General features: G+C 64.2%; 24 protein-coding genes. 3 read left to right on the top strand and 21 right to left on the bottom strand.

Annotated elements, in window-relative coordinates; genetic code table 11:
• Positions 1-264: 264 nt before the first annotated feature.
• The 5 genes from dnaG to ybiB form a co-directional block, all read right to left on the bottom strand.
• Positions 265-2,061, bottom strand: coding sequence for a DNA primase (gene dnaG, locus P9875_RS25450; protein WP_099376654.1), 1,797 nt, complete (start codon positions 2,059-2,061; stop codon positions 265-267).
• Between the two features lie 129 nt (positions 2,062-2,190).
• Positions 2,191-2,643 carry a GatB/YqeY domain-containing protein gene (locus tag P9875_RS25455; RefSeq protein ID WP_278316936.1) on the bottom strand — a complete coding sequence of 151 codons (453 nt, stop codon included), beginning with the start codon at positions 2,641-2,643 and terminating at the stop codon, positions 2,191-2,193.
• Between the two features lie 190 nt (positions 2,644-2,833).
• The gene (gene rpsU, locus P9875_RS25460; protein ID WP_008451879.1) at positions 2,834-3,046 is read right to left on the bottom strand and encodes a 30S ribosomal protein S21; all 213 of its coding nucleotides are present in this window, start codon (positions 3,044-3,046) and stop codon (positions 2,834-2,836) included.
• Between the two features lie 183 nt (positions 3,047-3,229).
• On the bottom strand, positions 3,230-4,444 hold the full coding sequence (locus tag P9875_RS25465) for an NAD(P)/FAD-dependent oxidoreductase (RefSeq protein ID WP_278316937.1): 1,215 nt from the start codon (positions 4,442-4,444) through the stop codon (positions 3,230-3,232).
• A 56-nt stretch (positions 4,445-4,500) separates the two neighbouring features.
• Positions 4,501-5,493 (bottom strand): DNA-binding protein YbiB, encoded by a 993-nt coding sequence (gene ybiB / locus P9875_RS25470; protein WP_278316938.1) that lies wholly within the window; start codon positions 5,491-5,493, stop codon positions 4,501-4,503.
• A 157-nt stretch (positions 5,494-5,650) separates the two neighbouring features.
• Here ybiB and P9875_RS25475 point away from each other — a divergent pair, with 157 nt between their 5' ends.
• Together P9875_RS25475 and P9875_RS25480 are read left to right on the top strand one after the other, a co-directional pair.
• Positions 5,651-6,328 (top strand): hypothetical protein, encoded by a 678-nt coding sequence (locus tag P9875_RS25475; RefSeq protein WP_278316939.1) that lies wholly within the window; start codon positions 5,651-5,653, stop codon positions 6,326-6,328.
• Positions 6,329-6,471: 143 nt separating this feature from the next.
• Entirely contained in the window at positions 6,472-7,533 is a 1,062-nt protein-coding gene (locus P9875_RS25480) for a 3-deoxy-7-phosphoheptulonate synthase (RefSeq protein WP_278316940.1), read from the top strand.
• A 76-nt stretch (positions 7,534-7,609) separates the two neighbouring features.
• On the opposite strand, the gene P9875_RS25485 is transcribed toward P9875_RS25480, so the two are convergent.
• Positions 7,610-8,017 carry a nitrite reductase (NAD(P)H) small subunit gene (locus tag P9875_RS25485; protein ID WP_278316941.1) on the bottom strand — a complete coding sequence of 136 codons (408 nt, stop codon included), beginning with the start codon at positions 8,015-8,017 and terminating at the stop codon, positions 7,610-7,612.
• 208 nt (positions 8,018-8,225) lie between these two features.
• On the opposite strand from P9875_RS25485, the gene tsaD reads away from it, so the two are divergent.
• Positions 8,226-9,266: a tRNA (adenosine(37)-N6)-threonylcarbamoyltransferase complex transferase subunit TsaD gene (gene tsaD, locus P9875_RS25490; RefSeq protein WP_278316942.1), complete on the top strand. Its 1,041-nt coding sequence runs from the start codon at positions 8,226-8,228 to the stop codon at positions 9,264-9,266.
• Here tsaD and eutC read toward each other — a convergent pair whose 3' ends face one another.
• The 15 genes from eutC to P9875_RS25565 form a co-directional block, all read right to left on the bottom strand.
• Entirely contained in the window at positions 9,267-10,040 is a 774-nt protein-coding gene (gene eutC / locus P9875_RS25495) for an ethanolamine ammonia-lyase subunit EutC (RefSeq protein ID WP_278316943.1), read from the bottom strand. It abuts the gene before it with no gap.
• Between the two features lie 8 nt (positions 10,041-10,048).
• Complete coding sequence (locus tag P9875_RS25500; protein ID WP_278316944.1) at positions 10,049-11,437, bottom strand: ethanolamine ammonia-lyase subunit EutB; 1,389 nt, start codon at positions 11,435-11,437, stop codon at positions 10,049-10,051.
• Between the two features lie 43 nt (positions 11,438-11,480).
• Positions 11,481-12,944, bottom strand: a complete 1,464-nt coding sequence (locus P9875_RS25505; protein WP_278316945.1) for a TIGR01777 family oxidoreductase — start codon at positions 12,942-12,944, stop codon at positions 11,481-11,483.
• On the bottom strand, positions 12,941-13,579 hold the full coding sequence (locus tag P9875_RS25510) for a DUF4166 domain-containing protein (protein ID WP_278316946.1): 639 nt from the start codon (positions 13,577-13,579) through the stop codon (positions 12,941-12,943). Before P9875_RS25510 ends, P9875_RS25505 begins: the two co-directional genes overlap by 4 nt.
• On the bottom strand, positions 13,576-14,130 hold the full coding sequence (locus tag P9875_RS25515; RefSeq protein WP_219307885.1) for a GbsR/MarR family transcriptional regulator: 555 nt from the start codon (positions 14,128-14,130) through the stop codon (positions 13,576-13,578). Before P9875_RS25515 ends, P9875_RS25510 begins: the two co-directional genes overlap by 4 nt.
• Positions 14,131-14,197: 67 nt before the next feature.
• Positions 14,198-15,313 (bottom strand): fatty acid desaturase family protein, encoded by a 1,116-nt coding sequence (locus P9875_RS25520; RefSeq protein WP_278316947.1) that lies wholly within the window; start codon positions 15,311-15,313, stop codon positions 14,198-14,200.
• Positions 15,310-16,425 (bottom strand): sterol desaturase family protein, encoded by a 1,116-nt coding sequence (locus P9875_RS25525; RefSeq protein WP_278316948.1) that lies wholly within the window; start codon positions 16,423-16,425, stop codon positions 15,310-15,312. The genes P9875_RS25520 and P9875_RS25525 overlap by 4 nt, the downstream gene beginning before the upstream one ends.
• A complete protein-coding gene (locus tag P9875_RS25530) occupies positions 16,422-17,045 on the bottom strand; it encodes a phosphatase PAP2 family protein (RefSeq protein WP_278316949.1) in 624 nt (207 codons plus the stop codon). The genes P9875_RS25525 and P9875_RS25530 overlap by 4 nt, the downstream gene beginning before the upstream one ends.
• Before the next feature lie 11 nt (positions 17,046-17,056).
• The gene (locus P9875_RS25535; protein WP_099401507.1) at positions 17,057-18,352 is read right to left on the bottom strand and encodes a F390 synthetase-related protein; all 1,296 of its coding nucleotides are present in this window, start codon (positions 18,350-18,352) and stop codon (positions 17,057-17,059) included.
• Positions 18,349-19,179, bottom strand: a complete 831-nt coding sequence (locus tag P9875_RS25540; RefSeq protein ID WP_278316950.1) for an MBL fold metallo-hydrolase — start codon at positions 19,177-19,179, stop codon at positions 18,349-18,351. Before P9875_RS25540 ends, P9875_RS25535 begins: the two co-directional genes overlap by 4 nt.
• Entirely contained in the window at positions 19,172-20,209 is a 1,038-nt protein-coding gene (locus P9875_RS25545) for an NAD-dependent epimerase/dehydratase family protein (protein ID WP_278316951.1), read from the bottom strand. Before P9875_RS25545 ends, P9875_RS25540 begins: the two co-directional genes overlap by 8 nt.
• 10 nt (positions 20,210-20,219) lie before the next feature.
• Positions 20,220-21,200 carry a 3-oxoacyl-[acyl-carrier-protein] synthase III C-terminal domain-containing protein gene (locus P9875_RS25550; protein ID WP_099401510.1) on the bottom strand — a complete coding sequence of 327 codons (981 nt, stop codon included), beginning with the start codon at positions 21,198-21,200 and terminating at the stop codon, positions 20,220-20,222.
• Between the two features lie 32 nt (positions 21,201-21,232).
• Positions 21,233-22,141: an ion transporter gene (locus tag P9875_RS25555; protein ID WP_278316952.1), complete on the bottom strand. Its 909-nt coding sequence runs from the start codon at positions 22,139-22,141 to the stop codon at positions 21,233-21,235.
• Between the two features lie 80 nt (positions 22,142-22,221).
• Positions 22,222-23,973 (bottom strand): cation:proton antiporter, encoded by a 1,752-nt coding sequence (locus P9875_RS25560; RefSeq protein ID WP_099401512.1) that lies wholly within the window; start codon positions 23,971-23,973, stop codon positions 22,222-22,224.
• A 111-nt stretch (positions 23,974-24,084) separates the two neighbouring features.
• Positions 24,085-25,317, bottom strand: coding sequence for a metal-dependent hydrolase (locus P9875_RS25565; protein ID WP_278316953.1), 1,233 nt, complete (start codon positions 25,315-25,317; stop codon positions 24,085-24,087).
• Between the last annotated feature and the right edge of the window lie 28 nt (positions 25,318-25,345).

A 25,345-nucleotide genomic window follows, 5' to 3' on the forward strand; every position in this document is an offset into this window, starting at 1 on the left:
TCGGCAAAAATTCCTGCATCGACCGCGTTGGGAGCGAGAGCCTGGCGCGGCTTGCCAGCGTCTGCGAGCCTTGCCCGCAACGCCGAAAGCGCCTGTTGGCCCTGGCTGCCGACACGATCCACCGCGCCGATCAAGAGCCTAACTTACTGAAAACAAATACTATTTACGAAACAGAACTAGCTTGCCAAAGCACACAATACTTAGCATTTAATTATAGCACGCGAAAAATGTTTTTCCAGTGCGCGCCATACCGTCAAGACAAGGTTAGCGATTCACCAACTCGGCATCGCGCTCGCGCTCCAGCGCCCCTTGCTCCTGCATGATTTCGCGGTAGCGTACACCAATTTTCTCGGATGGCAAACCCGACGCAAACAATTGCTGCAATTCCGCCTTCAAGGCATTCAATTTGATCTCGCGGATGGTGCTTACCAGCCACGACAATTCGCTGTCGTAATCGGATTCCGTGCCGGCCGCGATCTCGCCGATGATCTCGTCGTATTCGCTGCCCAGCTCCTTCAACTGCTGCGCCAGCGCGGCAAAACTGCCGTGCTCGCCCAAGGCCTGGCCTACGGCCACCAGCTGCCCCAGGCTGTGCGCGGCATCGGGCCCCAGGTGCTGGAAGGCGGCCAGGGCGGCCTCGTCGATGCGCATCGTCAGCGGCGGATGCGCCACCAGCATGCGCATGATCTTCAATTCCAGCCCGACAGGCACGGGGCGGCCCGATTTCGGCGGCGCGCGGCGCGCCACGGCAACGGGCTTGGCCAGCTCGAACAGGGCTTCGATCTCGGCCGGCGTGGACTGCGTCAGCTGGGCCAGGCCGCGCACGATCTGCAGGCGCAAAGACGATGGCGCCATCAGTTGCAGCAGGGGCTTGGCGTCGAACTGCACGCGGGCGCGCCCTTCCGGTTCCGACAGATCATGCTCGCCCGACACTTCCTTCAGCAAGAATTGCGACAGTGGCATGGCTTCATGCACTTGCTGCTCAAACCCCTCGGCGCCGAATTCGCGGATATAGCTGTCCGGATCGTGTTCCGACGGCAGGAACAGGAACTTGATCGTTTTATTGTCCGACACGTGGGCCAGGCTCGCTTCCAGCGCGCGGCGGGCGGCGCGGCGGCCGGCCTTGTCGCCATCGAAGCTGAAAATCACGTTATCCGTCTGGCGCAGCAGTTTTTGCACGTGGGTGGGCGTACACGCCGTGCCCAAGGTGGCTACTGCTTGCGGGAAACCCATTTGCGCCAAGGCAACCACATCCATATAACCCTCCGTCACCAGCACGTAGCCGGCATCGCGGATGGCCTGGCGCGCCTCGAATAAGCCATATAGTTCGAAACCCTTGGAAAACAAGGGGGTTTCCGGCGAGTTCAGATATTTCGGTTCGCCATGGTCGAGCACGCGGCCGCCAAAGGCGATCACTTGCCCCTTGGTATTGCGAATCGGGAACATGATGCGTTCGCGGAAACGGTCGTAGCGCTTGCGGTTGTTGCCCTCCTCGTCGACCTTGTCGATCACGAGACCGGCCTCGGCCAGGGCCACCACGTCGTAATCGGGGAAGACGGAGCGTAAATTGTCCCATCCGCCGGGCGCAAAACCCATGCCGAAGCGAGCGGCCACTTCGCCCGTCAAGCCCCGGTTCTTCAGGTAGGCGATGGCTTCCGGCGCGTGGCGCAATTGCCCACGGTAATAATCGCAGGCCTGCGTCATGGCGTCGGACAGGGCCATGCTTTGCGCCTGGATCTGCGCGCGCTGGGCCGGCGGGATCTTGTCGTCCGCTTCCGGCACGACCATGCCCACGTTCTGCGCCAGGTCCTTGACGGCGTCGACAAAACCCATGCCCGAGTACTCGATCAGGAAGCCGATCGAGGTGCCATGCGCGCCACAGCCGAAGCAGTGATAGAACTGCTTGGTGGGGCTGACGGTAAAGCTGGGCGATTTTTCACTGTGGAACGGGCACAAGCCCATGAAATTGGCGCCACCTTTTTTCAGTTGCACATAGCGCCCCACGACATCGACGATATCGACGCGGTTGAGCAAATCGGAAATGAAGGATTGAGGTATCACTGGCTAGGGCGGGTCTTGTTATAGGTCAGACTATACTACCGCACGTGGCCTGAGGTTGAGCCAGGTCAACGTGTGGGCTGTTAAGAGGCTGCCAGCGCGACGGCTGGCAGCCCTTGCTACTATTGTTGCTTACGCTGCCGGCGTCAAGGCTTTCTTGACCAGGGCGGACACCACCGTCATGTCGGCGCGTCCGGCCAGCTTCGGCTTGACGATGGCCATGACCTTGCCCATGTCTTGCGGACCGGCGGCGCCCGAGGCGGCCACGGCGGCAGCCACTTCGGCCGCCACTTCTTCGTCCGACAGGCCGGCAGGCATATAGCCCGTCAGGTGCACCAGCTCGGCTTTTTCGATGTCGGCCAGGTCGGCGCGGCCACCGGCTTCGAACTGGGTGATCGAATCCTTGCGCTGCTTGATCATCTTTTCCACGATGGCCGTCACGTGGGCATCCGTCAATTCGATGCGCTCGTCGACTTCCTTGCGCTTGACTTCCGCCAGCAACAGGCGAATCGTGCCCAGCTTGCCCGCTTCCTTGGCGCGCATGGCGTTTTTCATGTCTTCGGTAATTTGTTCTTTCAAGCTCATGGCAATCCTCGTTGGTCAGTAGGTGGGTGCTCGTGCGCGGCTACCATCAGCGGGCCACAAAAGCGAAAACCCGCTGCGGCGAACCGGAGCGGGTATGCGACTCATCTGAAGTATCACTCCAGGCGAATCAAAACAAAACCCGTGGCGAACAATGCGCCGAACTACCCGGGTTGGTTCTGACTGAACAGTCTTAGAATAATTTTTTCGGCAGTTGTTGGCTGCGGATGCGTTTGTAATGACGCTTGACAGCAGCTGCCAGCTTGCGCTTGCGCTCAGCTGTTGGCTTTTCGTAGAATTCGCGTGCGCGCAATTCGGTCAGCAGACCCGTTTTTTCGATGGTGCGTTTGAAGCGACGCATTGCGACTTCGAACGGCTCGTTTTCTTTAAGGCGAATAGTGGTCATGTAAAATTCAAACCGTTGAGGTGGTGTATAGGAAGAGATAGATAGTAGCAGCTTTTATTCGGAAAGGGAAGCCCCTCCCCCACTTGCGTGCGGCATGCAGCCTGCGGTCGCTGCCGGAATGTGGCGTAAACCACGCACCGGGGCCAGCGCACCGGGCGCCAGAACCCCATCCTACAGACTTGCTTACTGCAAGGCAATACCTGCCGCCACGCCCGAAGCCCAGGCCCACTGGAAGTTGTAGCCGCCCAGCCAGCCCGTCACGTCGACCGATTCGCCGATGAAGTACAGGCCTGGCACTTTATTGGCCATCATGGTCTGCTGCGACAGTTCGCGCGTATCGATGCCGCCGCGCGTCACTTCCGCCTTGCGGTAGCCTTCGGACCCGTTCGGCACGATGGACCAGGCATTGATGGCTTGCCCCAGCTTGCGCAGCTGCGCGTCGGGCATGTCGGCGATGCGCGCGTCCGGCGCCAGGCCGTTGACGGCCAGCAGGCAGTCCGCCAGGCGCTGCGGCAGCCATTGCGCGACGATATTGCCCAGTTGCTTCTTCAGGGTGCCCTTGCCTTCGATCAAGGTTTGCGCCACGTCCACTTCCGGCAGCAGGTTGATGACGATGGGCTCGCCCGGCAGCCAGTAGCTGGAAATCTGCAAAATCGCCGGACCCGACAGGCCGCGATGCGTGAACAGCAAATCTTCGCGGAAACGCGCGCCCGTTGCCTTGCGGCCTTTCAGGCTACCCGTTTCCACGTCCACTTCCAGGGCGATGCCGGACAGTTCCGCGAACGGCGCCCAGCTGGCCGCATCGAACGTCAGCGGCACCAAGGCCGGACGCGGTTCGACCATCGTCAAATCGAATTGTTTGGCGATGCGGTAGGCAAAATCCGTGGCGCCGATCTTCGGGATCGACAGGCCGCCCGTGGCGATGACGATGCTGGCCGTCTCGATGGCGCCGCTATCGGTCTGCAGCACGAAGCCGCCGTCATCTTGCTGGACAACATTGTCGATCTTGCACGGCATGCGCCAATGCACGCCGCCAGCGGCGCACTCGTCCTTGAGCATGTCGATGATCAGCTCGGCCGATTCATTGCAAAACAGCTGGCCCTTGTGCTTCTCGTGGTAGCCGATCCGGTATTTTTTCACCAGCGCGAGGAAATCCTGCGGCGTGTAGCGCGACAGCGCGCTCTTGCAGAAATGCGGGTTTTCCGAGAGGAAGTTCTGCGGGGTGGCGTTGATATTGGTGAAATTGCACCGTCCACCACCGGAGATGCGGATCTTTTCGGCCAGCTTGGCCGCGTGATCGATCAACACCACGCGCTTGCCCTGCTGGGCGGCCACCGCCGCACACATCATGCCGGCCGCGCCCGCGCCGATCACTGCCACATCAAATTGTTTTGCCATAAGAATTCCGGTCACCGCTGATTACAAAGACGCCATTGTAAACTGCGGCGACGCGGCTAGCGCGGCCGTGCCGCAATCTGCCGCGATGTCGTCAAGCATTGTTCCACCTGCCCGGCGATCGACGGCGGCACGGGCACCTCGCCGCACAGCACGGCCGCGATCCAGGCCGCCGTGGTGGCCGCATCGCGCTCGGCCGGCAAATGCGGCAACTCTTCCACCAGCAACTGCTTTTCCACCAGCACCGTGCGCTCCACGCCATGGAACCAGTCGATCTGCTGCGCCTTGTTGGCGTTGGCCACCGTTTCCCCCTCCGTGCCACGCATGAGGAAAGCGTCGCCGCGCGCGGGATCTGAGGCGGTGAGGAAATATTCACCAAGCATTTCCAGATATTCCGGATGCGTGTACGACACCAGACGCAGGGCGGGACCGGCAAACGGCTGCATGATTTTCACCAGGGTGTGCGTGGAATTGCGCACGCCCAGCACGCGCCGCAGCGACAGCATCCAGGCCAGGCGCGGCGCCAGGGCCTCGATGGACAGGAAGGCGGCCTCCCCGCGCGCCATGGCGGCCTCGGCTTGCGCGTGGTCGAGCGAGGCCGGGACGCCCAGCGCTGCCAGCACTTCGGCCGTCGTGATGCGGCCCGGATCGCTGGTCACGCCATGCACGAGTACGGGCGCGCCCGCGCGCGCCAGCAGCAGCGCCAGCAAGGCCGTCAGGTTGGCCATCTTGCGCGCGCCGTTGTAGCTGGGAATGATGATCGGTGCGAATTCGCCGGCCGGCGCAGCCAGCGGAGCGAACGACGCTTCGGCAGCGTCGAGGAAGCCGGCGATCTCGTCTACCGATTCGCCCTTGATGCGCATCGATAACAAAATGCCGCCCAGTTCCAGGTCCGACACGCGGCCCTCGAGCATGGCGCGGTACAGAGCATGGGCATCGTCGCGCGTCATGCTGCGCGCGCCGTTCTTGCCGCGTCCTATTTCTTTAATGAAACGTGCTGCGGGGAATGGCTCTCCGGCCACATCGGTATGGGGTATGGAAACAGTCGTCATGGCGCCAGCTTACACGGATTTTTTCCCTTGCAGAGGGGCTGGAGGGTGCCATAGGCGCCGATGCAACAGTCTTTCCAGCTATTTTTTTACGAATTTGCTGCGCGCCTGCATCCAGACGCGCCGCCGCTGCGTATAAGACTGCACAGGGGGACTCATCATGGAACACGCGATCAAACGGGAAACTGCCTTCGTCGGCATCGAAACGAGCAAGCTGCTGCTGAAAGCCGTGCTGCTCAAGGGCAACGAAGTGCTGTGCAAGGTGCTGGAAAACGACGTGGCCGGCTACCGCTGGCTGCGCAGCTGGCTGCAAAGGAACGACGTGCCCGTCATCGGCTTGCGCGTCTGCATGCGCCTCGATATGCCGCACAGCGAGGCGCCCGCCCGCATGCTGGCCGACATGGGCATGCTGGTGTGCGACGCCCAGCCCGCGCAGCTGGACGACTATCTGCGCTGCCAGGGCTTGCCCGATGACGCGGCGCACAGCGCCGTGGTGCTGGCCAACTACTGCGCGCACCGGCGCCCCGCGCGCTGGACGCCGCCCTCGCCCGCCTATGTGGAACTGCGGCTATGGCTGCGCCGCCTGCACGCCATCGAGGGCGTGCGCCAGCAGGAATCGGCGCGCCTCGATGCGCATCTGCAGGCCGGCCAGCATGCGCTGCACGCCCTGCTGCGCCAGCAAATCGCCTGCCTGGACGCGCAGATACGCCAGCACGAAAGCGCCATCCTCGAACATGTGCGGCGCCATCCAGGCCTGCCCCAGCCGCCCGAGCTGGCCGGCAACTACCAGCGCATCGCCCGCTACAGCGTTGGCGCCAGCCTGGCCGGCGGCCATTGAGCACACAGGGGGCCGGCCACGTGCCGGCCATGCCATAAAAACAACTGATGCATTCCCGTTTTTGTCCCATCCCCGCCGCCAGGCCGCATTTCCGCTACACTATTGTCTCTTAAGAACGCAATAGCGAAAGCCGAGCCAGAATCATGAATACGCCAGACATCGAAAATATCAACGTCACCTCTTTCGCGCCCATGCCGACACCGGCCGAACTGCACGCCAGGCTGCCCCTGTCGGAGAGCGCCTTCGACACCGTCAGCCGCGGCCGCGAAGCGCTGCGCAACATCATCGACCGCAAGGACCAGCGCCTGTTCGTCGTCGTCGGTCCGTGCTCCATCCACGACCCGGTCGCCGGCCTCGATTACGCGCGCCGCCTGAAAGCGCTGCAAGAGGAAGTCAAGGATACGATGCTGCTGGTGATGCGCGTGTATTTCGAAAAACCGCGTACCACCACGGGCTGGAAAGGCTACATCAACGACCCTTACATGGACGATTCGTTCAAGGTCAACGAAGGCATGGAAAAGGCGCGCCAGTTCCTGCTCGACGTGTGCGAACTGGGCCTGCCCACCGCCACCGAAGCGCTGGACCCGATCTCGCCGCAGTACCTGGGCGACCTGATCGCCTGGACCGCCATCGGCGCGCGCACGACGGAATCGCAGACGCACCGCGAAATGTCGTCCGGCCTGTCGACCCCTGTCGGCTTCAAGAACGGCACCGATGGCGACATCAGCATCGCAGTCAACGCGATTTTGTCGTCGGCGCACCCGCACTCCTTCCTGGGCATTAACGGCGAAGGCAACGTCGCCATCGTGCGCACGCGCGGCAACGCGTATGGCCACGTCGTGCTGCGCGGCGGCGACGGCCGTCCGAACTACGATTCGGTCTCGATCGCCATCGCCGAACAGGCGCTGGCCAAGGCCAAGCTGCCGGCAAACCTGGTGGTCGACTGCTCGCACGCGAACAGCTATAAAAAGCCGGAACTGCAACCGCTGGTGATGGCCGACGTGGTCAACCAGATCCGCCAGGGCAACCGTTCGCTGGTGGGCGTGATGATCGAATCGAACATCGTCGGCGGCAACCAGAAAATCCCGCAAGACCTGTCGCAACTGACCTACGGCTGCTCCGTCACCGACGGCTGCATCGACTGGGACACGACGGCCACCATGCTGCGCGACGCGCATGCGCACCTGCTGAACCGCCCGAAGTAAACAGCTGGGGTCAGACCCCCTCTTGCGTTGGCGCTGAACCTGGCGTTAGCGGCATTGAGGGTCTGACCCCAAACACCTATGCCATCTGCACATGCGGCAGCACGGCGAACGATCCCGCCAGCGCCTGTTCGGCCTTGCTGGCCGGGATATTGAGTTCATTGACGTCCAGGTAGATACGCCCGTCCAGGATGCGCACGGCGTACAGGCGCGCCATGCCCTGCACGGGCGCCACCAGGCGGCCCGAATCGAGCTCGATGATCCAGCTGTTCTTCGGCCCCATCAGGTTTTTCTCCATCAGCACCCCATGCGCCAGCGGGCCGCCCAGGCAAGGCACCGTGTCGAGCAGCGCGTACACCGTATCGTCCGCCGCGCGAAACAGCGCCACGCCCGGCAAGTCCTGCCACGCCAGTCCCCGCTGCACCATGCGCACGCCCGCCAGCGGCATGTCCTTCAGGCGGCAAATCATTTTCCATTGTTCCGACATTGCTAGCTCCTTGAAAAAGGCACACGCTTGCCTAAGCAAGAGCGATGCCAGTGCCGCACAGGCGCAAAGCAGCCAGAATCCCGGGCAAAACCGGCCCGCGCCGCACTGCGCAAGTGCACACTGCCGCCGAAATGGTGCGCCGGCCGCACGGTGGACTGGCCGGCTTTCCTTTACAATGGCGGATTACTCCTCCCTATTTAGCACCTTCATGATTGTTCTTGGCGTCGAATCCTCCTGTGACGAAACCGGCCTGGCCTTGTACGACACGCAACGCGGCCTGCTGTCGCACGCCCTCTACTCGCAAGTAGCCATGCACGAGCAATATGGCGGCGTGGTGCCGGAACTGGCGTCGCGCGACCATATCCGCCGCGCCATCCCCCTGCTGGAAGAAACCCTGGCCAAGGCCGGCATCACCCTGCCCGAAATCGACGCCATCGCCTACACGCAGGGTCCGGGACTGGCCGGCGCGCTGCTGGTCGGTTCCTCCGTTGCCTGCAGCCTGGGCCTGGCCATCAACAAGCCGGTGCTGGGCATCCATCACCTGGAAGGCCATCTGCTGTCGCCGTTACTGGCGTCCGAGCCGCCGGAATTCCCCTTCATCGCCCTGCTGGTGTCGGGCGGTCACACGCAGCTGATGCGCGTCGATGGCGTGGGACAGTACACGATGCTGGGCGAAACGCTCGATGATGCGGCCGGTGAAGCGTTCGACAAATCGGCCAAGCTGCTGGGCCTCGGTTATCCGGGCGGCCCCGCCATTTCGCGCCTGGCCGAATTCGGCGACCCGCTGGCCTATAAACTGCCACGCCCGATGCTGCACTCGAAGGATTTCAACTTCAGCTTTTCCGGCTTGAAGACGGCCGTGTTGACGGTGGTGAAAAACCATGAAGAAAAAGTCATCGCGAACATCTGCGAACAGGACAAGGCGAATATCGCGCGCGGCTTCGTCGACGCCATCGTCGACGTGCTGACGGCCAAATGCGTGGCTGCCCTCAAGCACACGGGCTTGAAACGCCTGGTGATCGCCGGCGGCGTGGGCGCCAACACGCAACTGCGCGCCTCGCTCAACGCGGCGGCCGCCAAGAAGCGTTTTAAAGTGTATTACCCGGAGCTGGAGTTCTGTACCGATAACGGCGCCATGATCGCCTTTGCCGGCGCCATGCGCCTGCAGATCAATCCCGACGCCGCCAAGCACGATTACTCGTTCAACGTGCGCCCGCGCTGGCCGCTGGATGAAATCCGCGAAATCTGATCACGCCAGCAGGAAGTTGCGCGTGCCCGCCAGGGCCGCGCCCTCTTCCACCGTTTCATCCTTCAATGCCACGCCAGACAGCTGCCGGCTGAACGCCTGCGACAGCAGATAATGCAGCCGGTACGCCGCCTGCGCATACGCCAGCCCCTCGGGACGCACATTCGAAATGCAGTTGCGGCGCTCGTCCAGCAAGCCCACCTTGGGCGCCCACGTCAGGTACAGGCCCAGGCTGTCCGGAGAACTCAAGCCCGGCCGCTCGCCGATCAGCACCAGCACGGCGCGCGCCTGCAATAACTCACCCACCTCGTCACCGACGGCCACTCGCCCCTGCGCCACGATGTGCAGCGGCGACAGCGTCCACGCTTCCCGCGCCAGCCGCTCGCGCAAGGCGGCCAGGAACGGCGCCGCATGGCGCTGCACGGCCAGCGCCGACAGGCCATCGGCCGCCACCAGTGCCAGGTCGACTCCCTTGCTACCTCCGACCAGCCGCGCCCGCGAAGCGTCGTCGAGGCGGCGCCCCAGGTCGGGCCGTTGCAGATAGTCGGCGCGCGTGGTGGCCGCGCTGTGCAGCTGCACGCAGTCTTGCCCTTGCGCGGCCAAGTCGCGCGCCAGGGCTTCGCCATCGAGCGCCAGGTGCACGGCGTCGCGCGCCTGCGCGTGGGCCAGCTGGAACGCCAGTTGCGCGCTGGTCGGTACGCTGACGCCACGGCGCCCCAGCGCGATGCGCGCCGCCGTATGCGCGCGCAGGGCCTGCCAAGGGTTGGTTTCGTCCATGCGTCCTCCTAGTCGTCCAGGCGCAGCAGGGCCGCATGGAAAGCCGGCGCCAGCGCTTCGCTCAAGCGGCCCTGCGCATCCGTGATCCGCATGCGCGCCAGCCAGGCTGCGAATTCGGGCGCCGGACGCAGGCCCAGCACACGGCGCGCATACAGGGCGTCGTGGAACGAAGTGCTCTGGTAGCCGAGCATGATGTCGTCCGCGCCCGGCACGCCCATGATGAAATTGCAGCCGGCCACGCCCAGCATGGTCAGCAAGGCGTCCATGTCGTCCTGATCCGCTTCCGCATGGTTGGTGTAGCACACGTCGCAGCCCATGGGCAGCCCGAGCAGCTTGGCGCAGAAATGGTCTTCCAGCCCCGCGCGCATGATCTGCTTGCCGTCGTACAGGTACTCGGGGCCGATGAAACCGACGACGGAATTGACCAGCAGCGGCTGATACGCGCGCGCCACCGCATAGGCGCGCGCCTCGCACGTCTGCTGGTCCATGCCGTGGTGGGCGCCGGCCGACAGCGCGCTGCCCTGCCCCGTCTCGAAATACATGACGTTGTTGCCCACCATGCCGCGCCCCAGCGACAGGGCCGCCGCCTGCCCCTCGGCCAGCAGGGACAAGTCGATGCCGAAGCTGCGGTTGGCCGCCTGCGTGCCCGCCACCGACTGGAACACGAGGTCGACGGGCGCGCCACGGCGTATCGCCTCGATGGTATTGGTAATGTGCGTGAGCACGCACGACTGGGTGGGAATTTGATATTGATCGATGACGGCGTCGAGCAGGTGCAGCAGCGACACCACCTGCGCCACATTGTCGGTGGCGGGATTGATGCCGATCACGGCGTCGCCGCTGCCCAGCAGCAGGCCATCGAGAATGGAGGCGGCAATCCCCGTGGCGTCGTCCGTCGGGTGGTTCGGCTGCAGCCGCGTGGACAGACGGTTTTCCAGGCCCAGGGTATTGCGAAAGGCCGTGACGACCCGGCACTTGCGGGCCACCAGCACCAGGTCCTGCAAGCGCATGATTTTTGAGACGGCGGCCGCCATTTCCGGCGTGATGCCGGCGGCGACGCGCGCCAGCGTTGGCGTATCTGTCGCGTCATCGAGCAGCCAGTCGCGAAAGTCGCCCACGCACAAGTGCTCGATGGGAGCAAAGGCGGCACGCTCGTGGCTATCGATGATCAGGCGCGTGACTTCATCCTCTTCATACGGCACCAGCGCTTCATTGAGAAATGTCAACAGCGGCACGTCGGCCAGCGCCAGCTGCGCCGCCACCCGCTCGCGCGCGCTGGCGGCCGCCACACCGGCCAGCACGTCGCCCGAACGCAGCGGCGAGGCCTTGGTCAGCAGCTCTTTCAGGCTGGCGAATTGGTAAACATGGCTGTCTATCGTATGGCTGAAGCGGGGCATAGATTGTGCTCCAAGGCATCCCAATGGCCCATTCTACGCCAGGCTACAGGCTGCGCAGCGCCCCTTCCAGCTGCGGGTAGCGGAAGACAAAGCCGTCGGCCAGCAAACGGCGCGGTGCGACCCTTTGGCCTTCCACCAGCAAATCGGCCTGCTCGCCCAGCAAGGCGCGCATGAGCAAGGCCGGCGTGGGCATGACGCTGGGGCGGTGCAGCACGGCGCCCGCCACCTGGGCGAAGCGACGCTGCGCGATAGCTTCCGGCGCGCAGAAGTTATACGCGCCGCCCACTGCCTGCTCTTCGCTGCGGCGCGCCAGATGGGCGATGCCGCGGATCACGTCGCGCACATGCACCCACGTGACCCACTGCTTGCCGCTGCCCAGCGGGCCGCCCACGCCGAAGCGGACCGGCAGCAGCATCTGCGGCAGCGAACCCTGATGGCCGAAGACGAGGCCAAAGCGCATGCAGCCCACCTGCACGCCAAATTTCTCCGCCTGGCGCGCGGCCGCTTCCCATTCCTGGCACAGCTGCGACATGAAGATGGCTTGCGGCGCGCTCTCCTCCGTCAATTCCGTCGGATCGCCCTGCGGCTGCACGCCGTAGTAACCGATGGCCGATGCCGACAGCAGCACTCTTGGCTTGTGCTGCGCACGGGCGATCCACGCCACCAGGTCCTGCGTCAGCGCGACGCGGCTGCGGCGCAAGGCGGCCTTGCGCGCGTCCGTCCAGCGATGCCCGACGATGCGCGCGCCGGCCAGGTTGATCACCATGTCGATGCGCTGCGCATCCGATAAGGCGTCCAGCGACTGGATGCAGCGCACCTGGCCGTCGAACGTCCACGCGGCCTGTTTCGGCTGGCGCGTCAGCACCGTCACCGCATGGCCGTCGGCCAGCAAGGCGCTGACCAACTGCTGGCCGATAAAACCCGTGGCGCCCGTCACCAGCACGGACTGCGGCGTGCTGGCAAAGCGCAGGCTCTCCTCTTGCTCTGCCGTCTCCTGCACTTGGCGCAGTCCCAGCTGCCACACGGCATACGCGTCGCGCAGGCCGGACAAGCCCACGCCCACGCCGCACAGAGCGAGGAAGACGCTGAGCCAGCCATACGGCTGCCACACGAGGGCCGTCGGCAAGCTGGCCCATTCGCTGCTGTTCAGGGCCAGCAGGGCGATGAAGGCGCCCGCATTAATCGCCAGCACCGTGTGCGTGACCCGCTCCGTGGCGGGCAAGAGGCGGGTCTGGTCTTCGACGACGAAGTCCCACAGGGTCAATACGATTTCCACGCCAAACACGATGACCAGCACCCAGGCCCAGGCGCCATGCCATTCCCAGGCCGCCAGGCCGACGAACAGCAGGCTGTAGATCAGGGCGCGCGTGGCATGGATCGTCAATTCGAGGCGCGCCGACGCCTTTTGCGGCAGCGCTTCCGTGATTTCATGGTGGTAGATGGTGTCGAAGGCGCCCAAACAGCCTTGCGCCGCCATCAGTTGCAGGGCCAGCAAATGCGTATTCATGGTGTCTCCTTTTCCGGTGCGGCGGACTCGCGGAACACGCCGGCCTGGGTGAACGTGGTGCCGAACAGGGCGTGGCGAATCTCGATGCGGATGTTGAACTGCTGCGGCGTCTCGTTGCGGTGGCACAGGTAGGTCTTGCCGGGCGTGAGCACGCCGGGCAGCGGCAGGCGCCAGCCGAAAAGGTCGAGGAAATAGCCGTCGCTGGTGAAGTGCAGGTTGCCGTCTTCCACGTGCAGCAGCAGCTTCATGCCCAGGCCCAGGCCCACGTATTCGAGCACCTCGCCCTTCGCGCTTTCGGCCATGTAGGAAGTGAAGCGGATCGGCGCGCGGCCATGCAGGCGGTAGGTGCGCTGCTTGAAGATGAAGGGGCAGCCGGGGCGCGAATAGACTTCGATATCGACGGGGAAATCCGCGTCGTCATACGGAATCAGGGCGCCATCGATGAAGGGGCGCGTCAGCCAGCCGAGGAACTTCCCCAGGCGCGAGCTGCTAAGTTCACTGAGCTCACCCCGGTAGTACAAAGGCTGGCCCGGCGCGGGATTTTTCTCGAAGCGGCGGCGGATGTCCGGGTGCAGGGTCAGCCACTGCGCGCCCATCACCTTCTTGAACAGTTCTCCTTCGGACGGGCCGTTCATGATTTTGCGCGCTTGCCAGGTTTGTCGTCCGGGCTGAGAAACTTGGCCACCTTGCCACCCATCGACAGCATGCGCTGCAAGGTCGCTGGCGGCAAATTCTTGTAGTCGCTATAGGTGCTGCTGAGCATTTCCAGGAAGGCCAGCACTTCGCCCATGCGTTCCAGGGTCGCCGGTGGTATCGCCGCATCGTGCTCGCCCTCGATCGCGCATTCGCGCAGCACCGTCAGGGTGGGATCGATCTCGCGCCGCTTGCGCTCCTCCATGATGACCCTGAAGATTTCCCACACATCCTGCAGGGCGACGAAGTGGTCGCGCCGGTCCCCCATCACGTGCGTGATGCGCGCCAGGCCCCAGCTTTGCAATTCCTTCAGGCTGTTGCTGACGTTGGAGCGGGCCACGTTCAGGCTGGCCGCGATGTCTTCCGCCGTCAGCGGTTCATTCGCCAGGAACAGCAGCGCGTGGATTTGCGCCACCGTGCGGTTGACGCCCCAGCGGGTGCCCATCTCCCCCCAATGGAGAATGTACTTTTGCGTGGTCGGACTCAGCTCCATGATTTTCTCTTATTTCTGTCGTTACAGAAATGTAAGATGAAACAGAAATCGAGTCAAGCGCGATTCGTCAGGACTGTGCGGGCGGCTGGCCCATGGCGCGCAGGAATTGCTGCTGCGAGGCGTGCAGCTGGCCGTAACCGAGTTCGCGGTAGACGAGGCCGTGGCGCGGCGCCAGTTCTGCCAGGATGCGCGCCAGCGCCGGATAGTGGCGATGGTTCCAGGTGGGGAACAGATGATGCGTCAGGTGCAGATTCAAGCCGCCCAACCAGTAACCGAGCCAGCGCAAGGCGCGCGGTTTTGGCGTCCAGTCGCAGGCCGTATAAAACGTGTGCTGATACCAGTCATGCGGCAAGGTGCCGTCTGGCCCCGGCTGGAAAAACTCCACTTCGGCCCAGTGCGTACCGAGGATCAGCGCCACCAGCGCGCACGAGGCGATCATCTGACCCACGAAATACGCGCCCAGCACCACGCCCCAGCCGATGCCGTGCTGCTGCAGCACCCACATGGGCAGCGCCAGCACCAGCGCCACGTGGCCCAGCTTCCAGCCGAGGAACGACAGCCAGCCGCGCCAGCCCTGCAAGCGGCTGTGCGCGGCCACGGGCGTCTTGCCGAAGCGGTCCAGCCAGTCGCCATACCAGTTCAGGTACGGCAGCGACAGGGCAGCCACCACGGGCCAGTACAGGTACTGGTAGCGGTATTGCGGCGACCAGCGCTGGAACGGCGTCTGGCGCAGGAAGGGATTGGGTTCCGTGTCGAGGTCATAGCCTTCCACGTTGGCATACGTATGGTGAAAATGCACGTGGCGGATGGTCCAGAAATCCGTGTCCACGCCCACGGGCAAGCCCACCAGGCGGATCAGCACGCGGTTCAGGCGTCCCTGGCGGAAGACGGCGCTGTGGGCCGCATCGTGCAGGGTATTCATGGCCAGCGCCATGGCCGCGACCAGGCAAGCGACATAGCTGGCGACAAACGGCCAGGTGCCGCCGGCGCTCAAGGCCAGCGCATACAGTCCCACCGTCAGCGCGGCCAGGAACAAGGTTTTCGCATGCAGGCGCGCATCGCCGAAGCGGTGTTTTCCTTCGTCCGCCAGATAGGCATCGGCCCGCGCGCGCAATTCGCGGCGGAAGGCGGAATCGCGGGCGGGCTGGAAGCGCAGCGGCGGCAAGGAAGACACAGGCTTCACGCGCGCGTCTCCGCCGCCGCCGGCCACCACAGGCGGCGCGCGCCATCGAGGCCATGCGCCAGCAACGCGGTCAAAAACACCATGCCCCACGCATCGCGTGCGCCATACCAGCCCAGGTACAGGGCCGGCATGGCCAGCGCGATGGCCACCCAGGCGATGGCGCCCCAGCGCCGCGCATCCGACAAGCCGCCCAGCGCCAGGGTGCCGCCGAAGATCAGTGCGAACAGGATCGCCTGCTGCGCGCCGGCCAGCGCCGCTTCGTGGTTGACGTAATAGATCACCAGGCCAAACAGAATCACGCCGCCGATGCCGATGAACAGTTCGGGCACCTCGAAAGTGCCGCGCGACTGCCAGTGGGGAAAGCGCGCGCGCAGCCAGGTAAATAATTTGCCGTTGCTGGCCAACAGGGGGTTGTGCGTGGGCGTCATGCCTTTCACGCCATAGCGCATTTCCACGCCCTCGAGTTCGGGCTGGAAGCTGCCGAACAGCCGGTCCCACAACAGCAGGGTGCCGCCGAAATTGCGGTTGATGTAGCGTTTATCGGTGCCGTGGTGCACGCGGTGGTGCGACGGCGTGATCATGAAACGATCGAGGATGCCGGACTTGTTCACCAGCGCATTGTGGTTATAGAGCTGCACCGTGTAATGCAGCGACGAGACGACGAGGAAGATTTCCAGCGGCACGCCCAGCACGGCCAGGATGGCGATGAAGGGGAAATTCGTCAGCGAGGAATACCAGGAATTGCGCACGCCCAGCGACAGGTTGAAATGCTCGCCCTGGTGGTGCACGACGTGCACGGCCCACAGCAAAGGGATTTTATGGTGCAGCCGGTGCATCCAGTAAAAGCACAGGTCCCAGGTAAAAAAAGCGAACACCCATTGCGCCGCCACGGGCCACTGGTCGACGATGTGCAGGTTCACATGGCGCAGCAGCAGGGCGAAGGCCGCCACTTCCACGCCGCGAAATACCCACATCAGGATATGGCCGGAATTGAGGTTGAAGATCACGTCCTTCCACGGCACGGGCGTCTTGCGTACCCATTTGAGTATCAGCAGTTCGGCCAGCACGAAGGCCAGCATGATCAGGAACGACAGGGCAAATGGATTCATCATGGTGCGGTTTTGATGGAAACGGCGCGGCGGGCAGCCAAGGATACCTGCATTTTCGCCAGCATGCCGCCAGCGATGCCGACAGCCAGGCCGGCGGCCAGGTCGATGCTCACGTGCCGGCGCAGCGCGATGATGGCGTAGCAGATGGCCGCGCCCAGCACCAGGGACAGCGCAGAGCGCAGCAGCTGGCGTTTGTCGCACAAGGCCCACACGCACAGCAGGGTCAGGGCGCCGTGCAGCGACGGCAGGCAGTTTTGCGTGGAGTCCGCCGCCTGCAGCATGCGCAGCGCCTGCGTGCTCCACGCGCTGCCGTCGCCCACGGGCGGATACGCGAGCGTGGTCGGATACAGCAGGAAGACCACGCCGCACGCCAGCGCGGAGAGCGCCATGGCGCGTGCCAGCCAGCGCACGCGGGCCGCATCGGCCGCCAGGTAGGCGTACGGGATCAGGATAAAGAAGGACAGGTACAGCCAGATGGCAGAGTCGCTGTAGGGGATGGCGCGGTCGATGGCCGTCTCGGGCAGCAGTACCCCCTGCCCTTGCAGCAAGTCGCTGGAAAAATACACGAGGCCGACGCTGCCCCAGCCGGCCAGCAAATGCAGCAGGCGGCTGCGTACGGTCATGGAAGAAGGATTCATGCGGTGGCAAGACGCCGGATGCGGCGCCGTTTCATGGTGGGGTCAAAGGGAGGCAGTTCGCGGCTCGTCGTCCAGGCGAGGCTATCGACAGCCACGCCCAGGCCGCGCAGCACCGTTGCCAGGTGCGCGCGCAGGGCGGCCAGGCCGGCATCGTCGAGCGCCGCATGCAGTTGCAAGGCCGCTTCGCCCGATTGCACCAGGCGGTAATCGGCGTCCGCCGGCAAGGCTTGCGCAAACGCGCGCGTCAGCACGTCGGCAAACACGGCGACGGGCGCACCGCCGCGTGCAGAGGGAAGCAGCAGCATATCGTCGCAGCGCCCTTCGATGCCGTCGATGGCGCGCGTGGCCCTGCCGCACGGGCATGGCGTGGCGCGCGCGAGCAAAATATCGTCCAGGCGGTAGCGCACGATGGGTTGCGTGATGCGCGTAAAGTCCGTAATCACGGGCACAAAACGGCGTTCTTCCGCATCGAGCCACTGCGGCTCGATGTGCACGTATTCTTCGTTCAAATGCAGCACGCCGTGTTCGCAGCTGCTGGCAAGGAAACCCTCGGTGGCCTGGTAGATTTCATGCACGGCGCCAAACGCCTGCACGATCAGCGCGCGGTCCTGCGCTTCCAGCACTTCGGCGACCGAGATGACTTTTTTCGGCGCCAGCGCCAGGCTGCCGTCGATGACGCGCAAGGCCAGCTGACGCAGCACCTGGGCCGGCGCGACGACGACGGAGGGTTGATAGCGCGCCAGCTGCGCGCACAGGCTGTCGAACGGTTCGAACAAATCGTAAAACGCAAAGGTCAGCCACGGCGAGCGCACGGCCGTGTACAGATTGCTGTTTGCGCGCAGGAACAGCGCGACCCGCTCGCCGGAAAACAGGCCGTCGGGCAGCGCCTTGGCCAGCATCACGCCCGCCCACTGGGCCTTTTCGCGCGGGCTGACGGTAAACACGGCGCGCTTCGACGAGGTACCCGACGACAGCCCCACCGTGATGTCGCCGACGGCCGGCGTGAAGTCTCGGCTATGCTCGGCCGCCATGGCCGCGTCCATCGCCTGCGCCAAAGTCACCCCTTGCGTGTTCATGGCATCGAAATGCTCGAGCATCAGCGCCTTGTTCATCGTCGGCCACTGCGCCAGCGGCAAGTTGCGGTATGGGGCAAAGTAGCGGCTGCGCGCGCACAGCACATCGATGAAACGGGCCAGCTGCCGCTGCTGGTAACTTTCCAGCTGCGCGCGGTCCGTAAAACGCAGGCGGCGCGTGCGCCAGTACGATAGCAACAGCCAGACAATACGCTTCACGGGCGGCCCGCCACGGCGATATAGTCGAGCGTGTCTTCATGCGTGATGCGAATCTGCGCATTGCCCGACTGGTGCAACTGGTGCAGGCGATTCAGGGTTTCATAGTACGGCGCGCGCTTGTGCTGGATGATGAAAGACAGTTCCGACGGTCCGCGCAGCTGCTGGAAGCTTTCCGGCACCCAGGCCGCGTCCGACGCCAGCAAGGTCCAGCCGCCATCCTGCAGCACGAAGGCACCCAGATGGCCGATGGCGTGGCCGGGCAAATCGACGATGTAAATCTCGCCCGTGCCGCTGACGTCGCGCCCGTGCGTGAATGGCAGCAGGGCCGACGGCAGGGCCGTTTCGGGCACGCTTTCCACGAAATCGAGGCGGTCCGCAATATCGTTCGGCAGCAGTTCAGGCACGAAGGCCTGGCGCACGGCGGCCACGCCGGACAGTCCCCGCACCGCATCCCAGCCCGTTTTCGAGGCCATCAGCCGCGCGCCGGGAAAATCGCGCATGCCCGCGATATGGTCGGCATGGAAGTGCGACAGCAGCAGGGTGTGGATGTCGCCGGGCGACACGCCATGCGCGCGCAGCTGGCCCTGCAGCGACTCGTTTTCGTCGAAGAAAATCGGCGTCACCCACGCGTACATGCGATATACGCCTTTCGACGTGGCGGCGCGGAAGTGTTCGGCGTAACCGGTGTCCCACAGGTACAGGCCCGCGCGCGTCTCGATCAGGTAGGCGCGCGAGGGGAAGCAGCGGCTGGCCAGCCCGCTGCCTTTCAAGACCATGCAGGACGGATGGGTGCAATGGCCGACGCGAAACGCGGTGATCCTAGCCATTGCGCTCCTTGCCCACCTTGTGCGCCGCCGCTTCCTGGCGCATCCACTGCGCCGTCAGCGCGATGCCTTCCTGCAGGCTGACGATGGGACGGTAGCCGAGCACCTTGCGCGCCTTGGCGTTATCGAGCGTCATGTCGAAACTGAGCGCGCCGATGCTGTAGGGCGTCAATGATGGTTCGCGGCGGGTAAAGCGCGAGGCGAACTGCATCAGGCGGGCGACTAACGCCAGCACGCGGTAAGGCACGCTGACGATTTCGAACGGCTGCTGCAGATGGTCGCAGAACAGGGTGCGCAAAATGTCGCACAGGCGCGCCGGTTCGCCATTCGTGATGTTGAAGGCGGCGCCGGACGCGATGGTCTTGTGCACGGTGGCCAGCCACATCGCATGCACGACGTTGTCGACATAAGTGATGTCGATGCTGGCCGCGCCGCCGTTGGGCAGGGGCAGCTTGCCGCCGCGCTGTTCCAGCACGCGCGCCAGGCGCGGGATCAGCACCTGGTCGTGCGGGCCGAAGATGGCGCGCGGGCGCAGGATCACGCACGTCATGCCGCGCTGGCGGTCGACGCAATCCTGCACCAGCTTTTCCGCCATCGCCTTGCTGCGCGCATACGCGTTGACGAAAGCGTCGGGACGGAAGGTTTCCGGCACCTCGTAACGGTTGCGGTAATCGAAATAGATGGCCGGCGTGGAGATGTGCACGAAGCGCGCCACGTGCAGGCTGGCGGCTGCGCGCAGCAGCTGCGCCGTGGCCGTGACGTTGGCGGCGATGAAGTCGCGCTCGGCGCCCCAGGGCGAGGACAGCGCGGCGCAGTGCCAGACGGTGTCCATGCCGCGCACCAGCTCATCGACCTGGCGCGGCGATGCCTGCGCCAGGTCGAGCGCGACGAATTGCGCGCCCATGCGTTCGAGTTCGCGGCCCACGGCGGCGTTGCGGCCCGTGGCGCGCACTTCCACGCCCTGCGCCAGCAGGGTGCGCACGGCATTGCGCCCCAGCCCGCCCGTCGCTCCCGTGACCAGTATCCGCCTCATCACACCACCTTCACAGGTCAAGTATCATGCCGCCGATGGTCAGGCCCGCGGCCGTGCCCATCATCAGCAAACGCTGGCCTGCCACGGCCCGCCCCGTCATCACCGCCTCGTGCAGGGCGGTGGGCAGGGACGCGGCCACCTGGTTGCCATGCGTTTCAAATATCTTGATGATTTTAGCATCGGGGACGTCGAGGATGCGCGCCGCATGCGCGAGTCCCAGCGGGCTGGCCTGGTGCGGCACGACCACGTCGACTTTTTCCAGTCCCGCGCCCGATTCCTTCATTAGTTCCGCGAGGAAATCCGGCATCACCTTGACGGCCAGGCGGAACACGGCCTTGCCATCCATGCGGAACAGGTAGTCGCCCGGTTCGCAGCCGTTGCGCGGGTTGCGCTCGGTGCCGCCGCCACGGATTTCGCAGTAGCGCCGCCCTTCCGGATACGTGCCCATCTTGTAGGCGCGGATGCCGGCGCTGCCGTCGCCCCGCTCGACGATGACGGCGGCGGCGCCGTCGCCGAAGATCATCGACGCTTCCGGCTCGCTCCAGTCAACCCCGCGCGAGGCGAGGTCGGACGAGACGATGGCGATGCGCCGGTAGGCGCCGCCGGCCAGCATGGACGCGGCCACGCGGAAGGCAGCCATGAAGCTGAGGCAGCTGGCATTGACGTCGAAGCTTTGCGTGCCTGGCGGCAAGCCCGCATGTTCGGCCACGAAGCAGGCCGTGTTCGGCAACGCCTGCTCGGGCACGCCGTTGGCGCAGATCAGCAAGTCGATGTCGGCCGGACGCAGGCTGGCATTCTTCAGCGCGTCGAGCAGGGCGGCGGCGCCCAGCTGGCTTTGCGATTCATCGGGCGCGGCGACAAAGCGCGACAGCACCCCGCTCTTGCGCAAGGTATAGCCAGCCGGATGGCCCAGTGTCAGGTCCAGGCTGGCGGAGGTAACGCTGTGCGACGGCACGGCTTTGCCCGTCGCGATCAGGCGAACTGGAATCATGTTGGCCTTAACAAAGTAAATATGGTTATGAATTAATCACGTGCCAGCGGCGGCAATGCGACACCGCAGTTCTTGCAAAAGTTGGCATCGTCATCGAGCCCTTCTTTCAGGCACGTGGGACAGGTACGCGTGGTGACCAGCTTGGAACTGCGCTGTACCGTCATTTCCGCGCTGATAATGCCGGTAGGCACTGCCAGGATGCCCCAGCCGAGCAACATCATCAGCGAAGCGATGGTGCGCCCGATGTCGGTCTTCGGCGTGATATCGCCGAAACCCACCGTGGTCATGGTGCTGATGGCCCAGTAAATCGACGTGGGGATACTGCTGTAACCGTTCTCCGGCCCTTCCACGACGTACATCACAGTACCCAACAGAAAGACCACCATCATGACAAAAGACAAGAAAATGAGGATCTTGCGCCGGCTGGCCAGCAAGGCACGCCCCAGCACCGTGTATTCATGCACATACGACGTGAGCTTGAGGATACGGAACATGCGCAGCAGGCGCAAAATACGCACGTCGATCAGCACGTGCGCGCCCGGCAGCAGCAAGCCGATGTAGGTCGGCACGATGGCCAGCAAATCGATAACGCCGAAAAAACTCTTGGCATAGCGTACCGGATGTTGCAGACACGCCAGGCGGGCGAAGTATTCGATGGTAAATAAAATGGTGAAAAACCATTCCAGCGCCGTCAGCCAGGTGCCATAGCGCTCGGCCACGGAGGCGACACTGCTGAGCACGACCACCGTCACGCTGATCAGGATGGCGGCGATCAGCAGCAAATCGAAGGCGCGGCCCGTGCGCGTTTCCGCCTCGAAAATGACGGTGTACACCTGCTCGCGCCAGCCCCGCTCGGGCTTGCCATATTTTTGCTGCGTTTCCTGCGCCGCCAGCTGCTGCGGCGTCAGGGGCGCCGCTCCGCTCTTCGTCGCGGCTTTCATGTGGATAGTGTGCTCATATACTATTATTGTATAGATAATTTACAAAGCACGGCGACACGCACGATTGCCTGACAACAACACTACGACAGCTTCTTCGCCAGCAGCACGGCATTGCGCCGCTCGCGCTCGGCTTGCACGATGTCCGTCGTGCGCGCTTCCGACAGGCCCACCGTGTGCAGCACGGTGGCCGTCAGCTGCAGCGCGGACTCCAGCGCCTCGGGCACGACCAGGGTGGCGCCCGCCTGTATCAGGGCCACGGCATGCGCCTCGTCACGGGCCCGCGCATACACGGGCAGCTGCGGATATTCGCGGCGGATCGATTTGACGGCATGCAGCACGGAGGCCGCATGATCCATGGTCAGCACGACGGCGGCGGCCCGGTCCGCATTGACTTTTTGCAACAGTTCCGCGCGCGACGCATCGCCGAAATACACGGGAAACCCGCGCGGATGCAGGGTCGTCACCAGGCGCGCATCATTTTCAATCGCCACGTAGGCGATATCCTGCTCCGTCAGCACCTTGGCCAGCAATTGCCCCACCCGGCCGAATCCGGCGATGATGACGGTGCTGCCCTGCGGCGGCGGCGCGCCGTGCGCCAGGTCGGCCAGCTGATGGTGGTGGCGCTTTTCCCACCAGTTGCCGAACGCGCGCGCCGCCTTGGCCAGCGCCGGCGTGGCGAACAGGCTCAGGCCCACCACCAGCATGACGAATTGCGCCACCTGCGGGCCGATCAGCTTGGTACCGAGCGCATACGCGACAACGATAAAGGCGAACTCGCCGCCCTGCCCCAGCAGCACGCCCGTTTCCACGGCGCGTCCCCAGTGAAAGCCGCCAATGCGGAAAATCACGCTGATGACCAGGGTTTTCACCGCAAACAGGCTCAGCACTGCCAGCGGAATCAACACGGGCGACTTGAGGATTTCGCGCACGTCGATCTGCATGCCCACGGACATGAAGAACAGACCCATCAACAAGCCCTTGAACGGTTCGATCGTCACTTCCACTTCATGGCGAAATTCCGTTTCCGCCAGCAGCAAGCCGGCCAGCAAGGCGCCCAGCGCCATCGACAAGCCCGCCAGATAAGTCAGGCCAGCGATACCGAGGGTGCTGAGCAGGGTCAATGCCATGAAGACGTCGGGCTGGCGTTTCTTGACGAAAAACTGGAACAGGGGGCGTATCACTCTGCGCCCCAGCAGATAGATGAGCAGGATGGCGCCGGCCGACTTCACGGCCGCAAAGCTGAGCAGATAGGCCAGGTCGTCGCTGCGCCCGCTGGCGAACACGTCGATCAGGATGAACAGCGGCACCACCATCAAATCCTGGAACATCAAGATGGAAAAGCCCGCCTGGCCGGCCGGCGTCTGCAGCGAGCGCTGGTCGGTCAGCAACTGCATCACCACGGCCGTGGACGACAGCGACAGCACCAGGCCCAGCACGATGGACGCTTCCAGCGACAGACCAAAGTAATACGCGACGCCGCCGATCAGGCAGGCGCTGACGGCCACCTGCCCCACGCCCGCGCCAAATACCCAGCGCCGCAGCGCCCACAGCCGTTCCGTCGACAGTTCCAGGCCGATCATGAACATCAAAAACATCACGCCCAGCTCGGCCAGGCCGCTCACCTGCTCGGCACGCACGAACGAGAAATACGTCAGCCACGTGAAGTCGCCGGCCCACAGGCCGAAGCCGAACGGGCCGAACAGGGCGCCCACGGCCAGGAAGCCGAGCACCTGATTGACTCTCAGGCGTTGCAATAGCGGAATAAAAATCCCGGCCAGGGCGAGAAACAGCAGGGTTTCCCGCAAATACGGTAAGGCGTGTTGCTCTTCCAAAATAATCCTAACTCAATGATATCCATGCCGAATTGGCAATTATTGCATGCTGAACCGTGGCAAAACAGGCGCACACGCGATATTTTTTCCCAGGAGCAACATCTCCGCTGTCTATTTCGGCGGCGCCAGCATGTCGGCGCGGGGGCGGTCCCAGCCCGGCACGTAGGCGGGACACGGCCGGTTGCGGAACTGCTGCAGTTCCACGGTGGTGAAATTTGGCAGCATGCCGGGGTTGAAACGCACGTCCGTCAGCTTGTCCGCATTCAACCTGGGCATGCGGGCAAAGCGGAACCAGGCGTCGACATAGCAATTGTCTTCCTGCAAGGCACGCAAGGCGGCCAGGCTACCCGCCGCCTGGGCGGAGACGGCAATGCCGGGCGCCAGTTGCCGGCCCTGCCTGCTGGTTTCGGTCAGGCCGGCCGGGCAGGCGGCGGGCGCCAGCGATGCGGGCAGCAGGCTCAGGGTGCCGCGCCGCAAGGTGTACACGTCCGTTTTGCTGTCGAGCGAGACGTAGATCCAGCACAGCGGGTTGCTGGGAAACGCCGTCATCGACACGTCCCACACGCGCGTGCCGGGATCGAGCCGCTGCACGGCCGCCTCGATGCGCGTACGGCCGAGGGCCGAAGCCACGCCCTGCGTACCGATGAAGGTGGTGGCCAGCGCGAAAGCCAGCAGCAGCGGCCCGCGCCCCCGTTCGCCGGCCCGCCCTTGCAGCACGGCCAGGATCGCGCCCAGCCCCAGCAGCACGGCCAGCGAGGCCGGCGCCAGATAGGTTTTATAGGTGAAGAAACACAGGGCCGCCGCCAGCCCCGCCAGCAGCACGCTTTTGACGATGCCGTAGCGCAAGGACATGATCACGGGCACGCCCAGCAGCACCCAGAACATGGGCTCGACGATGAAGACCATGTCGCCATACAGCCAGCGGCTGTCGAACGGATAAAACGGGTGCAAGCCATAGGAATTGAGGAAATCCATGCCCATGTGCAAGCAGAATCCCAGCAGCAGACAGGCCGCCAGGCCGATGCGGGCGGGCACGCTGTTTTTCAGCAAGCGGCGCGCGCCGGGCCATAGCAGCCACAGCAAGGCCAGCAAGAGCAGCGCCTGCGGCAAAGCCAGCAGCAAGGTGTGCGTGTGGCCACGGTGGTGCAACATGTAGCCGAAGGGGCGCGGCAACAGTTTTGTCAGCACCAGGTCCAGGTCGGGCGCGTTGCTGGCAAACCATGCCGAAAACAGAAACAGCGCACGCCGGGTGCGCTGTGCGGGTAGCTGCGGCTCGGGCGGCAGGCTGCGGTGTACCAGTTCGCCGACCCCGAGGCCGATGACCGAATGCGTAATATTATCCATCGGGCAATTTTACAGGATGCCCGCCCCA

The sequence above is a fragment of the Janthinobacterium rivuli genome (genome assembly GCF_029690045.1).
Lineage (GTDB): Bacteria > Pseudomonadota > Gammaproteobacteria > Burkholderiales > Burkholderiaceae_D > Janthinobacterium > Janthinobacterium rivuli.